Source organism: Paenibacillus sp. 3LSP, from assembly GCF_032465655.1.
Lineage (GTDB): Bacteria > Bacillota > Bacilli > Paenibacillales > Paenibacillaceae > Fontibacillus > Fontibacillus barengoltzii.
Genome location: NZ_JAWDJI010000122.1, coordinates 1 through 14,289, shown reverse-complemented (window position 1 = coordinate 14,289; position 14,289 = coordinate 1). Strand labels below are relative to the sequence as shown.

12 protein-coding genes, 1 pseudogene and 1 riboswitch are annotated in these 14,289 nt (G+C 54.0%); of the genes and pseudogenes, 2 read left to right on the top strand and 11 right to left on the bottom strand.

The features are described 5' to 3' along the window. A pseudogene (locus RW092_RS23905) lies at positions 1-170 on the top strand (transposase); the annotation flags it as partial. Positions 171-837: 667 nt separating this feature from the next. Here the strand turns inward: RW092_RS23905 and RW092_RS09745 are convergent. Both RW092_RS09745 and RW092_RS09740 read right to left on the bottom strand, forming a co-directional pair. Beyond that, complete coding sequence (locus RW092_RS09745; RefSeq protein WP_316010093.1) at positions 838-2,547, bottom strand: alpha/beta fold hydrolase; 1,710 nt, start codon at positions 2,545-2,547, stop codon at positions 838-840. A gap of 42 nt (positions 2,548-2,589) precedes the next feature. Then, positions 2,590-3,624 (bottom strand): AraC family transcriptional regulator, encoded by a 1,035-nt coding sequence (locus RW092_RS09740; protein WP_316010092.1) that lies wholly within the window; start codon positions 3,622-3,624, stop codon positions 2,590-2,592. A 156-nt stretch (positions 3,625-3,780) separates the two neighbouring features. On the opposite strand from RW092_RS09740, the gene RW092_RS09735 reads away from it, so the two are divergent. Further along, on the top strand, positions 3,781-5,916 hold the full coding sequence (locus RW092_RS09735) for a glycoside hydrolase family 52 protein (protein WP_316010091.1): 2,136 nt from the start codon (positions 3,781-3,783) through the stop codon (positions 5,914-5,916). 57 nt (positions 5,917-5,973) lie between these two features. Here the strand turns inward: RW092_RS09735 and RW092_RS09730 are convergent, their stop codons facing one another. The 9 genes from RW092_RS09730 to RW092_RS09690 all read right to left on the bottom strand — a co-directional run bounded on the left by RW092_RS09730 (position 5,974) and on the right by RW092_RS09690 (position 14,226). Next, complete coding sequence (locus RW092_RS09730; protein ID WP_316010090.1) at positions 5,974-7,149, bottom strand: GGDEF domain-containing protein; 1,176 nt, start codon at positions 7,147-7,149, stop codon at positions 5,974-5,976. 169 nt (positions 7,150-7,318) lie between these two features. After that, positions 7,319-8,335: a DMT family transporter gene (locus RW092_RS09725; protein ID WP_316010089.1), complete on the bottom strand. Its 1,017-nt coding sequence runs from the start codon at positions 8,333-8,335 to the stop codon at positions 7,319-7,321. A 135-nt stretch (positions 8,336-8,470) separates the two neighbouring features. Further along, positions 8,471-8,627, bottom strand: a riboswitch (FMN riboswitch). Positions 8,628-8,733: 106 nt separating this feature from the next. Continuing rightward, positions 8,734-10,020, bottom strand: coding sequence for a glycoside hydrolase family 18 protein (locus tag RW092_RS09720; RefSeq protein WP_028539226.1), 1,287 nt, complete (start codon positions 10,018-10,020; stop codon positions 8,734-8,736). A 108-nt stretch (positions 10,021-10,128) separates the two neighbouring features. Further along, entirely contained in the window at positions 10,129-10,998 is an 870-nt protein-coding gene (locus RW092_RS09715) for a MetQ/NlpA family ABC transporter substrate-binding protein (RefSeq protein ID WP_016313246.1), read from the bottom strand. A 17-nt stretch (positions 10,999-11,015) separates the two neighbouring features. Continuing rightward, the gene (locus RW092_RS09710) at positions 11,016-11,684 is read right to left on the bottom strand and encodes a methionine ABC transporter permease (protein WP_036625446.1); all 669 of its coding nucleotides are present in this window, start codon (positions 11,682-11,684) and stop codon (positions 11,016-11,018) included. Positions 11,685-11,701: 17 nt separating this feature from the next. Next, positions 11,702-12,466 carry a methionine ABC transporter ATP-binding protein gene (locus tag RW092_RS09705; RefSeq protein WP_085278450.1) on the bottom strand — a complete coding sequence of 255 codons (765 nt, stop codon included), beginning with the start codon at positions 12,464-12,466 and terminating at the stop codon, positions 11,702-11,704. A gap of 170 nt (positions 12,467-12,636) precedes the next feature. Then, positions 12,637-13,032: a DNA polymerase beta superfamily protein gene (locus tag RW092_RS09700; RefSeq protein WP_316010088.1), complete on the bottom strand. Its 396-nt coding sequence runs from the start codon at positions 13,030-13,032 to the stop codon at positions 12,637-12,639. 4 nt (positions 13,033-13,036) lie between these two features. After that, complete coding sequence (locus tag RW092_RS09695) at positions 13,037-13,798, bottom strand: SDR family NAD(P)-dependent oxidoreductase (protein WP_316010094.1); 762 nt, start codon at positions 13,796-13,798, stop codon at positions 13,037-13,039. Positions 13,799-13,887: 89 nt separating this feature from the next. Continuing rightward, positions 13,888-14,226 carry an ArsR/SmtB family transcription factor gene (locus tag RW092_RS09690; RefSeq protein WP_009226217.1) on the bottom strand — a complete coding sequence of 113 codons (339 nt, stop codon included), beginning with the start codon at positions 14,224-14,226 and terminating at the stop codon, positions 13,888-13,890. Positions 14,227-14,289 lie beyond the last annotated feature (63 nt).

Below are 14,289 nucleotides of genomic sequence, written 5' to 3'. Positions count from 1 at the left end.
TGAACGAGTACACCGTCCGCCGTTACCTGCGCATGACTTGTTCCGAGGAAGAGATACGCCAAAACCTGCTGCAAATGTGCTTGTCCATTCCTGCGATCCCTTACCGCCAGTTAATCGCCCATGGTCTGAACGCACGCCAGCGGAAGCCGTTCCTTGCAGGTGCAGCGTGAGGCTGCTAACTGAGGTACTATGCGATTTTTATTGAGCAAAGAAAGAATGCTGATCGGAATGCCAAACAACATGAAATCGCCCCTACCTTGACTTTCGAACACAGTTAATCGACTCATTTACAGCTATACCAATTTCAGCATTTCCGCTTCTTATTCAGTATTTTCACTTTCAGCTCAACCGATTTAAGCTATACCCAAGTTCAATTTATCGTTTTTTTCACAATCTAATCTATATTAACTCAGTGAGTTGTAGCTCATATGTTCCTACCATCGGTTTTCTCACATCACTTTTTTATTACTGATCTTGCATACTACTACACTTGTTTATTACTGATCTTTCATACTACTACACTTGGATATTACTTGGATGCTACTTTCTGCCCCCTACTTCCTTCACATTCTCCACCGGCTGATTCAACGGGATAATCGTTAAAAAGGAGGACGAGAACGTATTCCTCCTCTTGCACATATCCGTACTTATCGGTTTACCGGCATCTTGCTTCAATTTTGCATATCACACTTTCTTTCTCTTGTTTCCATTTCCTGATGCAACGGGATAATCGTTGAAAAGAACGCGGAAAGACTAGGTTCCCCTCCCCCCAAAGGAAGAAGTCTTCCAATTCGAAGCAAAAAACCGTCCGATATCCATCGGACGGTCTATAGGCAGCTATTGTACTCGGTTCGCAGCCGAAGAAAGGACAAACTGCACAATCGGAGTGATGTCGGGCAAGCTGTGCGGGTGATGGCCCCCGCCTGGCTTAAGAATGGTCATCACCGCTCCGCCACATGCCCGGTAGGTGCGCTCAAGCACCGCCCCGTTCTCCTCAAACGGCACGTCGAGATCGGCGTCACCGGAGATGAGCAGCACCGGCACGCCAGCGCTGGCCGGTGCGGTGAGCCCTGCGAGCAGGCGATCCGTCTCCTCGCCGGCGAGCCGGTTGGCCTCCGCCGGAGTGGCTGCTGACTTGGCGATGTCATACACCGCCAAGCAGTCGTGCCACTCCTCCGGCGCGCCCCGACCCGCACCCTGGCCCCCCGGCCAGCTGCGGATGTCCACCACCGGCGCGTCGAGATACAGCGCCGCGACGCGGTCCGGGTACAGCGCGGCGTACCGCAGCGCGTACAGGCCGCCCCGGCTGAAGCCGAACAACACCGGCTTCGGGGCGAGCTCATATTTCGCGGTCAGCCAGGCGCGAAATGCTTCCATCTGCCCGGCGGCGTACGGGCAGCCGTAGAGGTGGCTCAGCCGGCAGTAGGCCACGTGCCAGCCTTGCTCGAGCAGAGCCAGGTCGGCGTCCGCGAAGGCGCCGAAGAATTCGCTCCGCCAAACCCAAGGCCGGCCGGGCGCGGCCTCCCGCGGAGCGACTACCACGCATTCGCGGCCGCCGAAGTAGAAGTCGGTGCGCGCGAACCCCATCCATTCGCGCACCTCCGCGCTCTCTGTGCCGCCTTCCAGCGCAGCGGCGCGCTCGATTGCTGGCAGCAGTGCCTCAGCCTGCTGCAGCGCCTCCGCCAGCGGCGGTGTCTCCAGCTTGTTCGGGTTCGTGTGCCCGACATGCTCTCGCCACGCCGCATTCAGCACGGCTCGCCGCTGGCCGACGAGCCGGATAAACTCGCTGTCGCCCCCGTCGACCTCAGCCCAGGCCGGTATCCGCTCCAGCTCCAAATGGAACACACGGCTCAGGATCGTCTGGGCGATTACCCAATGCCCGTCTTCGTTCGGATGGATGCCATCGCCGTAACGATAACCCGCGTCCGCCTCACGACGTTTACGAATCAGTTCACTCAACGGGCGGCGGAGATCTACCACCGTCAGCCCTTCTGCTTCGCCGTACTGCTGCACCCAAGATGCGTAGCGTTCCAAGACTTCGTTATATTTGACATACGGTCGCTCAAACGAGTATTCATTCATATCCTTCCCGTCTGGCAGCGCCTCTCCGCCAATCGAAGCAACATCAAATGGCGGCGGCGTCATCAGGATGACGCGGGCTCCGACGCTTTGCACCTGTTCCACAGCTTGACGCAACCCATCGCGGTAGGCTTCAAAACGCGCCTCCCCAAACGGATGATAAATTCCGTCGTTCATTCCGTAGCAAATAAACACCCAATCCGGCCGGGTTTCGGCCAAAGCGCGCTCCAGGCGCTCATGCACGCAGGGACGGGGGAAGGGGTGATCTTTTTCGCTGGTTCCCGCTACAGTCTCGCTGCTGACCCCCAAATTGATCCACTCCAGTCGGTGTTCCGGCAGATGCTTCAGGAAAAAAGCCTCCAAGTTCCGGATATACGTACCGTTCTCCGTAATGCTGTCGCCAAAAAAGACAATTCGCTTGCTTCGCGGTACCGCTAACAAGTCAGCGCTTTCATTTTTAGTGATCAAAACAGCAAGCCCCTTTCAAAATAAAATGGATATGACTTCAAGTTAAATATGAAACCGCGCTCTAAACTTGCCGGGTGATTCTCCAGTCCAGCGTTTAAACTGACGGCTGAAATGGGCAATATCCTTGTAACCAAGTCGTATCGAAACGGCTTCCACCGATAACTCCGGCTCCAACAGCAGCAGCTTGGCCTTCTTAAGCTTCAGCGCCGATAAATACTGGCGCGGCGACATCCCGTACACGCTGCGGAAAATCCGATTGCAGGAGGACGCGCTGTACCCAAGTCCGGCAGTGACCGCCGCGACAGTCTCGCGTGATCGATCGGCGTCCAGAACGTCGACGGATCGACGACCGGAGGAGCCTTCATCACGGGAGACACTACCGCGACTAACATTACTGCTGATACCCTTTTCGCCGGTGATGCTGGAACTGCTGTTTCTGGAACTGCTGCTTATGGTGCTTGCGTTCCCTAATGTTGACACGTTCCACGCCGCCCCCGGCTCCTCGACGCTGCGCTCCAGCGCGGCGGCGATCTCCGCCGCGATCCGGTTCATCCGGCTGCTTGGCGCGCCGGCTTCCTGCTCGGCCAACCCTTCGCTCAGCCCTGCAAACAGCTCGAACAGCGCAGCCATCGTCCGCATCTTGTCCGCCACCTTCGTACCTGACCCGTCCGAAGTAAGCGCGATGAGCTTGTCCAAGCTTGGCCGAATAATTTGGGCCAGCGGTCCGTCTGCGGTGTAGAGCGGATTCTCGCCGCGGCACAGCAGCTCGCGAAGCACGGGCTCATCGACGTTAAAATGCAAGCAATAATACGTCATCGACTCTGTTCCCAGCGCCCGGCTTTCGTGCATGTCCTCGGGGCGCAGCAGCAGAAAATCGCCGGGCTGCTGCACATAACGTTTACCGCCGACGTTCATCTCTTGACTGCCTGCCAGCAGCAAGTTCACCTCGAACAGCGGGTGGCTGTGGCGCGGATACGACCACTCCGGCGTGACCGTTCGCAAATGCGCGGCAAAGAGCTTAAACGTCGAATCCATATTTGGCAGCATATATTCGGTAACCTGATGTTCTCTAGCCACCCTTATCCCTCCGCTTCTCTTTAATCGCTTTCCCTGCCTCACCGCCGTGCACGTTTTGGATAAATCGATCGGCGGTTTGGACATGGGCGTTCCCCAAAAGCCTTGTTATAATCAAAACTAGCATAACCGCTGTGAATTGAACAGGAGGTAATTAACTTGGGTAAAAATATATTTTTTAACGCGCATCACTCTCCGATGGGAGCGTTTGCCAGCTTTACATTAGGTTATCCCGGCCAAAGCGGCGGCTTCGACCTAGAAATGGCCAGCCCGCCGAACCAAAACATCTATATTGGCCTGCAGGACGATGGGCAAGAGCATTACCGCGCTTTCCCGTTCTTTGGCGAAGGTCTGGACGAGCGTAATCGTTACACGACCGAAGAGAGCAATTCAGGCTCCAGCGAGCGACATTCCGTTCAGCAAGTGGAGGGCGGTCTCATCCTGCCGTACAATCGGAATGAAATCGTCCGCCGATTTGGGGCAGCCATCGACGAATGGCAAGCCGGCGATTTGACGTTCCGCTTAATCTCCCCGTTTGAAGGCGTACCTGATCCCGAGACAGCAACGGAAGAGCAGCTGCGTTTCGCGCTGATGCCGGCCGTGCTTGCCGAGATCACGGTGGACAATACCCGGGGAACGTCGACGCGCAAAGCCTTCTTTGGTATGCAAAACAACGACCCTGTCAGCGCCATTCGTCGCTTGGAGGACGTGACGAGCGGCCGCATTTGCGGCATTGGCCAAGGCCGCCATACCGCCATTGCGGCGAGCGATCCGCGGATTACCAGCGCTGGCTTTTTTACGATGGAATCGATTCTCAAACCAAAGGTTCCGGAAAATCTCCGGTTTGGCCTTGGCCCCGTGGGCGCACTGCTTATGGATACACCGGCTGGCGAGAAAGCCACTTACCGCTTTGCACTTTGCTTCTACCGCGCTGGTTACGTCACAACAGGGATAGATGCATCCTACTACTATACGCGGTATTTCGCGAACATCGAAGAAGTAGCCGAGTATGCGTTAGCACAATTTGACCGTAAGCTGGAGGTTGCCCGCCAAGGCGACGCGCTAGTGAACGGCGCTAAGCTAAGCGAGGATCAGAAGTTTATGCTTGCGCATGCCATCCGCAGCTATTACGGTTCCACGGAGCTGCTGGAGCATGACGGCAAGCCGCTCTGGATCGTCAATGAAGGCGAATACCGGATGATGAATACGTTTGATTTGCTGGTTGACCAGTTGTTTTACGAGATCAAAATGAATCCATGGACGGTTAAAAACGAACTCGATTTCTACACCAGCCGCTACAGCTACCGGGATACGGTGCGGTTTCCGGGAGATTCAACCGAATATCCTGGCGGCATCAGCTTCACGCATGACATGGGCGTAAAGAACTCGTTTACCCTTCCTGGCTATTCGTCTTATGAGCTGCATGCGCTCGACGACTGCTTCTCTCACATGACGCAGGAGCAACTCGTCAACTGGGTGTTAAGCGCCACCGTTTACGTCCATCAAACGAACGATCGCGAATGGTTGAAGCAGAACCTGCCGATTCTGGAGCAATGCCTGGAAAGCATGGTGAACCGCGACCATCCTGATCCGTCGCAGCGTACCGGCATTATGGGCCTCGACAGTTCCCGTACAATGGGCGGAGCGGAAATCACCACCTATGACAGTCTGGACGTCTCGCTGGGGCAAGCGCGGAATAACATTTATTTGGCCGGCAAGAGCTGGGCAGCGTACGTTGCCTTAGAGAAGCTGCTTCGTGACAATGGCCGCGAAACGGCGGCTGCGCTGGCCGGACGCCAAGCCGATTTGTGTGCTGCCACGATTACTTCTCATATGCTGCCGGGCGGTTACATTCCAGCGGTCATTCAAGAGAACAATGACTCGAAGATCATCCCTGCGATCGAGGGTCTTATCTACCCGCTCTACACCGGCTGCGAAGAAGCGCTGGATCCAAACGGTCGATTCGGCGCATATATCGCAGCGCTGTCCACGCACCTGAACACAGTGCTGCAGCCGGGCATCTGCCTGTTCGAGGACGGCGGTTGGAAGTTGTCCTCAACGAGCAACAACTCCTGGCTAAGTAAAATTTATCTCTGCCAGTTCATCGCCCGCCGGATCTTGGGTCTTCCGTGGGACGAACGAGGTCAAGCTGCCGATGCAGCACATGTGGGCTGGCTGACTTCCGAGAAGAATGCCTACTGGAGCTGGAGCGACCAGATGATGGCCGGTGTCATCTGCGGAAGTCGGTATTATCCGCGCGGGGTTACAGCAATTTTGTGGCTGGACGAGAACTGATCCCGCTTGCACACAACCAAAAAAAGGCTGGTCCCTTATGGGCCCGGCCTTTCGCTGTTATGCTCCGCTACGTGCAGCCTGGTTACGGCCAGCATGCTTGGCTTGATACAAAGCTTCATCGCTGGATTTAAACAACTCCTGCAACGGCACATCCGAGCCTGCGGGAACAGTGACCACACCAATGCTGATGGTATACTCGGGTCTAGTGTCCAGGCGCCCGCGATTTCTCTGACTCTCCAGCACAGCGGCACGCAGATTTTCAGCGAACTCATCCGAGGCCTGCTCGTCCGCTCCCGGAAGGAAGATCGCGAATTCATCTCCGCCATACCGACCAAACAAATCCCCCTCCCGCAGTCGAGGATGGACCTTCCCGGCGAATTCCTGCAGCAGCTCGTCTCCGATATGATGACCAAAGGAGTCATTAATCGTCTTAAAATGGTCCACATCGATCAGAATAAACGAGGCCGGGATCCCCCCCCTCCGGCATTGCCGCAAGGTCTGCTGGGTATGGTGCATAAAGGCCCGCCGGTTCAACGCACCAGTCAGATCGTCATAGCTGGCCAATCTCATCAACTCCCGGTCCGTCCGCTCCTTGGAGAGAAGGAAGAAGCCCATGTTCCCCAGCATTAAAAGCGCATACAAAGCCAGGAAGGTTAACGTTTGATAGACGCCGGGGTTCATCATGTCCACCAATCCGAGACTGAAGAAAGCCAGCGGGGTGCGAGCGGTCAAGACAATCGCGATTGTGAGGTACATGTAACCTATCAGCTGGGACAATGAGGAATTCAATGACGATGACACTAACCGAACGGCAGGGATCGCCAGCATCACCGCGATAGAGAAGGAGACGACAGCAATGCGAAGTGAAGCGGTATTATGCAGGAGAACAACCAACAGGTAGGCTGTCATACCCGCTGCGGTCCAATATACGTAGAACCTCCTCGCTTTGGTGCTAAATCCGTCAGTCACTTGCAGAAATGCAACCATTTCAGAGGCAGCCCCCAGCAGTAAAAACAAATTCGCCGCTGTGAGCACGGCCATGCCCGGTGTATTTTCCGATAATATAAACAAACCCCAGGTTACAGCCTGCAGCCATTTGGCGGCATAAAACACGTCCATCACTGACTGTTTGGAATTACGGAACTTGTATGCACTAAAGAGAATGATGGTCAGAAGATGGCCCAATACGAGCAATACGAATTCCGTTCCCATATCTAATTTTAGATCCAACATGAAACTTTCCACCGTCTCCATCCCACGAAATAATCTTCATCCTTATTTGATACTTTTTCTTATCATATAACAAATTTCGCCAAAGAGGATGCAGAGATTGAAAAAAAAAACGAGGATTTCCTTCCTGTCAAACAGGAGGAGATCCCCGCTATTTCATCGTTTTGCAAAATTAGTGGTTGGTATCTCCCTGGCGGGAGATCAGGAATAACGTGCCCCATATCAGCACGAACCCACAGGCTTGGGCGACTGTAATCAATTGCTGGAACGCAATCCAGTTAATCAGAACGCCAACCATTGGGAAGCTTAGCTCCGCCAGAGTCGCGACCGACGCTTTGGTTGTGGTCAGCCCCTTGTAATAGACGAGCAAGCTTAGCAGGCCTGGCAACAACGCTTGTCCAAGCATATTGAGGGAAAATGCAGCAATTTGCGAGGTGCCGGTCGGCAGGCTCCATGCAGCCCCTTCATTCCAAGTGATCGCCAGCAACAGCGGCAACGCCAAAATAAACCGCAACGATGTCACTGTCTCATATTTCATCGTCCCGACCATCAACCGCCCCATTATCGTGGATCCGCCCCACAAGGCGGCTGCCCCTAATGAGAGCAGGCTGCCGATCTGCACGAAATCGCTCCAATGCCCAATCGGCATCGTAAAACCGAAGGTCAGCAGATACGTGCCCAGCAACGCAATAAGCAAATATCCGAAAAAGTAGCGCGGCAGTTTCTCCTTAAGCAGCAATCCGGCCAGCAGGATGGCAAACAGCGGCTGCATTTTTTGCAGCAACAGGACGGCGTTCAGATCTCCGCTCGACAAAGCTAACGTAAACAGAATCGTGGCAATCGCCGAACCGCCCCACGAAATGAATAGCAGCGCGCCTCCTTGACGCCAACCCAGCCCTTTAAGCTCAGAGCGATTTTTCCATAAGACCGGGATGGCAAAAAGCGCAATAATCAGATGCTCAATCAGTACGATTTGCGCCGAGGTGAGCGACTTCAGCAGGATGACCCGAAACAACGGGTCAACGCCCCACAAGGCTGCCCCCAACACGACAAGCCAGAAACCGCTGCGCGATTTGCGGGCTTGAGCCGTTCTCGGCGAATGTTGAATCGGACCGGATGCGCCGGCAAGCGCTCCTGCATTCACTCCGGCTGAGAATTGCATACCACTGCTTACTTTGACTTTCTCCATGGTGTCTGTCCCCTTCTTGAATAGAGGGTCTACGTAGAAAACCCCCGCATCGACCTTCCTGAAGGCTTTGCGAGGGCTGACCAAATAAGCTTGGCAGGCGACCATGACAGGTCCCTGATTCAAACTTTAAGCTTCATTGATCTCCTCCCATCCGGACTATACCGTCGGCCTTGGATTCTCACCAAGTCAGTCACTTCAGGCTATGAAAGCCATCCGCGAGTCGCGGGCTGCGGTTTCCTCTTGACGAAACCTCACCGCCGGTCGGGAATTTCACCCTACCCCGAAGATCTCTATTCATTTAATTTTGGATTACTTAAGTTGCTTCTATCATACCGCAGGCTGTCAAGCAACTCTGTTACAAAAATCACAAAGTTTACTCGCGTCCCAATCAATCAAAGTTATCCCCGTTTGACCACCTCGAAATTGTCTTCAAGCAACAGCCAATTTTGCGGAAAACTTAAACCCAGCTTCCAATAACTCATTCCGCGCAGCCCTAACTCCTTGATCAGGTCAAACTTCGCTTGAATCGAGCGAGCATCCTCAAACCAAACTTCATGCTCCCGACCTTCCGCATCCCAATATTGGAAAAAAGGTGCCTGATCCCGCTCGCTGTATTGAATGGCGACGCCATGCCGCGCGGCAATTTGAATCGCCTGCTGCGGACTAATCGCCCTTGCGGAGCTTCCCTCCACAAATGGCAACGTCCAGTCATACCCGTATAGGTTTTGCCCCATCATGATCTTGGAGCCCGGCATTTCCGTCAGCGCATATTCAAGTACCCGGCGGACAGGACCAATCGGCGACACTGCCTGAGCCGGTCCACCGCTGTAGCCCCATTCATAGGTCATGATCACAACAAAATCGGCGATTTCACCGTGGGCCCGGTAATCATGCCCTTCATACCATTTCCCTTTCTGATCGGCACTGGTCTTTGGCGCTAAAGCAGTCGACATCAGCCAGCCCTGCTCCGCGAATCGCGCTTTGGCTTTACGCAAGAAGGCGTTGTATGCCTCGCGGTCTTCGGGCCGCAAAAACTCGAAATCGAAATGAATATCCCGAAATCCGTATCGGTTTGCGGTCGTGACGATGTTGTCCAGAAACCGATCTTGAATCGGGATATCATTGAGCAAGATCCGGCCAAGCTCATCGCTAAACTGGTCGTTCTCCTGATTCGTGATCACCATCATCAGGACAACCCGGTTTGCCCGAGCAATTTCCGGAAACTGATTGAGCGGCGGCTCTCGAAGCGAGCCGTCCCGTTGCGCTAGGAAGCTGAACGGAGCCAGGTAGGTCAGATATCGCGCGGTTTCCCGCGCACTTTCCTCCAGCGCTGCAGAGACCGTTCCGCCGCGCGGCTCTACATAAGCGTTAAACTCCGCTCTTCTTCGCGGCCGCGGCGGAATGTACAGCCGAAACCCGATCGAAAGGGGTTGATCTACGCTGATGGCATTCACGCGGGCCAACTCATGATAACTTAATCCAAATCGTTGAGCGATCGACCATAAGCTGTCCCCAGGCCGGACCCAATAATAGTTGCCGACGTTCGGGATGACCAAGGTTTGTCCAACCACGAGCCTCTCCGGATTCGGCAATTCATTAGCTTCAACGATATCTTCATAAGGTATGCCATAGGATTGTGCGATACGATATGTCGTTTGCCCCGGCTGGACGATATGAACCTGCATCGACTCCCCTCCTCCATATGGATCATGCTAACATCATCCTATGAGGAGGGAAGTTTGACCTATTCCGATCAGCAGGTACTATACCAAGATTCGTGCCAGGGCACTAAATTAAAACGCCGGAAGCGCAATCTCGTCGTAGTTGTCCTCGAGGAACTGCTTGACCTCTGGACTAGAAATCGCCTTTGCCAGCTTCTGAATCGGCTCGGAATCGCGGTTATCCTCACGAGCCACCAAAGTGATGGCAAATGCCGATTCGATGGTTTCCGTCAGCAAAGCATCCTTCTTCGGTGTAAGTCCCAGCGGGCTGGCATAAGCCGGTGTCATCAGCACCAAATCGGCATCGTCCAGCATCCGGGCCAACATGAGCAGGTCAACTTCCTCGAATTTATAGTTATGTTTGTTCTCTACGATATCTGCAACAGTCCCGTTAATCCCTACGCCTTCCTTCAATTTAATCACGCCGGCTTTGTCCAGCATGTCAAGGGAGCGTCCACCGTTAGACGCGTCATTGGCGATAACAATCGTTGCTCCATCCGGGAGCTCTTCCATCGATTTATACCGTTTGGAATAAGCGCCGTATACCGCATGATACACCGGCTGAACCGGTACGAGGTTCGCGTTTTTGTTTTTATTGTACTCCTCCATCCAAGGGACATGCTGGAAGAAGTTCGCATCCACTTCCTTGTTCGCCAGTGCATCATTGGGCTGCACATTGTCCGACAAGATCACAACTTCCAAGTTGATGCCCTCTTCCTTCAGCTGCGGTTTGATCAGTTCCAGAATGTCCGTCATCGGTGGAATCAGCGAAGCTACTTTCAGTGTGGTTTCTGTAGTTCCGTTCTCTGTCGTCTCCGTCTCTGCCGCTGCCGGTGCTTCCACACCTGTTCCGTTATTCGAGGTATTGCTGTTATTGCCGCAAGCGCTCAGCACCAACATCAGAACTACGAGCGACATGATCCATTTTCCTGTTTTTAGCATGGTTTCTCCCTCCATTGTCAGCGTTTATCCAACCATCGGGACAACGCATTTCCTATAAATTGAATTCCTTGTACCAAAATAACCATCAGCACAATCACCACAGCCATCAGCTCGGTTTCGAACCGTTGATAACCGTAACGGATGGCAAAATCGCCAACCCCTCCGCCGCCAACCACACCCATCACCGTCGAATAGGAAATGAAGCTGATCGTCGAGGAGGTTAATCCCAGCACCAGGCCGGAACGGGCTTCAACATACAAAAATTTCGTGATGATCTGCAGCTTGGACGCCCCCATCGACCGGGCCGATTCAATAACGCCGCGCGGCACCTCCAACAGCGATTGCTCAACGAATCGCGCATAGATGGCAATGGCCACAACGGCCAGCGGAATCGAGGCAGCCAGCGTTCCGATCGCCGTACCCACGATCAGGCGGGTGAGCGGAATCATAAACACCACCAGCAACAGGAACGGAAAGGAACGAACGACGTTCACGATCCCGTTCAGCAGAGCGTACCTCAGGGAGTGCTCATATAACTGGCCTTTACCGTTCAGATACAATGCTGTTCCCAGCGGTAAGCCAATTAGTAAGGCTGCCAGCAACGCGATCCCAACCATCATGAAGGTCTCGCCGATCGCTTCGCCAATTTGACTGCGGTACTGAACGAAGCCCTCCCACATCATCATGAGAAAATCCAACGCCTTTACACCTCCATCCCGCCAAGCAACTGCTCCCGGTACGAGGCGTGGTAACCGGTTCTTCCAGCAGTGCCAACTTCCGCCTCATTCCGCTGAAGCGTAAACGCATCGGTGATCCGCCCCTCTTCCATCACCGAAACCCCTTGGCAAATGCTGCGCACCACGTCCATCTCATGCGTGACGATCACGATCGTCACCCCTAAGGTCCGATGGATATGCAGCAGCACCTCGAGAATCTCTGCTGTGGTTTTCGGATCAAGCGAGGAGGTCGGCTCATCGCACAGCAGGATGCTAGGCTGACTTGCCAACGCCCGGGCAATGGCTACCCGCTGCTTCTGTCCCCCGCTGAGGGATGCCGGATATTGGTCAGCCTTGTCCTCCAGGCCAACGAAACGCAGACATTCCCCCACGCGTTCGGCGCGCTCCTTCTTCGGTAATCCGGCAAGCTCCAGCGGAACCGATACGTTCCCGCTGACCGTCCGGTTATTCAGCAAGTGGAACTGTTGAAAAATCATGCCGATCGAGCGCCGCACCTCACGCCGCGCTGTTTCAGGGAGCGCAGTGAGCTCCTGGCCCAGAACTGTCACTTTCCCTTGATCCGGCAGCTCCAGAGCATTCATCATTCGCAGCAACGTCGATTTCCCTGCTCCGCTAGGTCCGATAATGCCGTGGATGGTGCCTTCCGGGATCTGCAGGGAGACATTGCGCAACGCTTCAAATTGCCCGTTTTGCAAGCTGTACGTTTTGCTGACATGCTCCAACGTGATGATAAGCGTCCCCCCTCTCACTCCAGTGACTGTATTACTTATTTTTTGATTCTGTTACATTGTGCTTTCTTCCGTTGATTATAGACCATGTATGCATCTGTGTCACTAATTTTTGAAGTTTATTATAAAAGAGAAAAAAGAAAGAACCGCCTCAGCGGTCCTTTGAGTGGTTCTTACCTTATTCTCATCTTCCACACTTCCTGCAGAACGGAAATGAACATTTCATCCAGCATTTCAGACAAAGCCGAGCCCCTATTTCGACTCGGGGGCTCCAAGATCGATGCGAGCCGCTCGTATCCTTCTATTCGATCAGCTAAATAACCGTCCATATGCGAAAGACGGGATTTGGGCTCGAGGTGGGCTCCACCTCGCTTAAGCTTCAGCAGTAGGCCGATCTCTTCCCGAATCCCGTTATCCAAGTCCGGTAATGCAGCTTCAAGCAGCAGCTTTATGCTCACTGGCGGCGGGGTACCGTAGCGCTCGATCCAAGCACAAGCCAGCACAGGCCGGAGTACCGATAAGTATGCCTTCGGGGTGGCTTGCTTGCCCGAGAGCTTGGTCGTCGTCATGGGCCTAGATGGCCGGCATGACATTTCCACCGGTCACCGGGAGGTACGCCCCCGTGATAAAACCGGCTAACTCGGAAGCCAGGAACGCAACCGCATTGGCAATATCCTGATCTTCCCCCCGCCGCTTCAGCGGAACTCCAGCGATATAAGCGGCATCATTCCGATCCGCAAGCTCGCGGTCGCGATCGCTGATCGTCCAGCCCGGGGCGACCTGATTAACGGTAATCCCGTACTCCCCAACCTCCTTGGCCAGGACGCGGTAAACGCCGTCCATGCCTCTTTTTCCTGCCGTATACGCCGACTGGTTGGGGAAATTCTGCATGGCGCACTCGGTATTAATTCCGATGAAGCGACCTTTTCTTTTGCCCATCATCGCCGGAATAAACGCCTTGGCCAGAAACACGCTCTGCAGAACACAGGATTCAAATTGGCTCACATAATCCTCTGCCGGCTGCTCCAGAACCGAGGTCCAGTTATACTGCACCACGGCATTGGCGACGACGATATCCGGATCGCCAAGCTCGGCCGCTACCTTCGCTTTCATCGCTTGGATATCCGCTTCCTTCGTGATATCACCTCGCACGATCATCGCTTCTCTGCCGGCTTCGGTAATCTCCTGCAGCAATTCCTGGGCTTTGGCTTCGTTATTCACGTAGTGAATCGCCACTTTCGCTCCGCAAGCGGACAACGTCCGGGTGATTACCCGGCCTAACTGGCCGGTTGCTCCGGTAATCAGCGCGATTTGTCCTGAGAGATCAATATTCAACACGGGTACGCTCCCCCTTGGCTCCGATTTATAGCTCAAGTCTCTACCTAATCGGATATTCGTATTATTTTAACGATCAGCTTATCATCTTACTTCGATTTGACGTTTAGCTCTTTATGTTCTGTTTTCTCATAAGCCTCCAAGATCGAGGTCAGCAAACCTGGGAAGCGGGACTCCAAATCCACTTCCCGCAACGAAATAAACCGCTGCGTGCCTTGGATCCGGGTCGATATGACGCCGGCTTCCCGCAGCGTCCGGATATGGTGCGACAACGTCGATTTGGCGATGGGAACCTCGAAATAATTGCAAGGCTGTTCGCCGCAGCGGCGCATTTCCGCCACAACGCTAAGCCGAATCGGGTCACTTAAAGCGTACAACACGGAAGACAATTGGATTTCATCCCGTTCGGGGTGATATAGAACCTTCATAAGGAAAACTCCTCGTATAGTATCTTTAAAAAGCTCTTTTAGGTTCATTTCCATCCCCCCGGG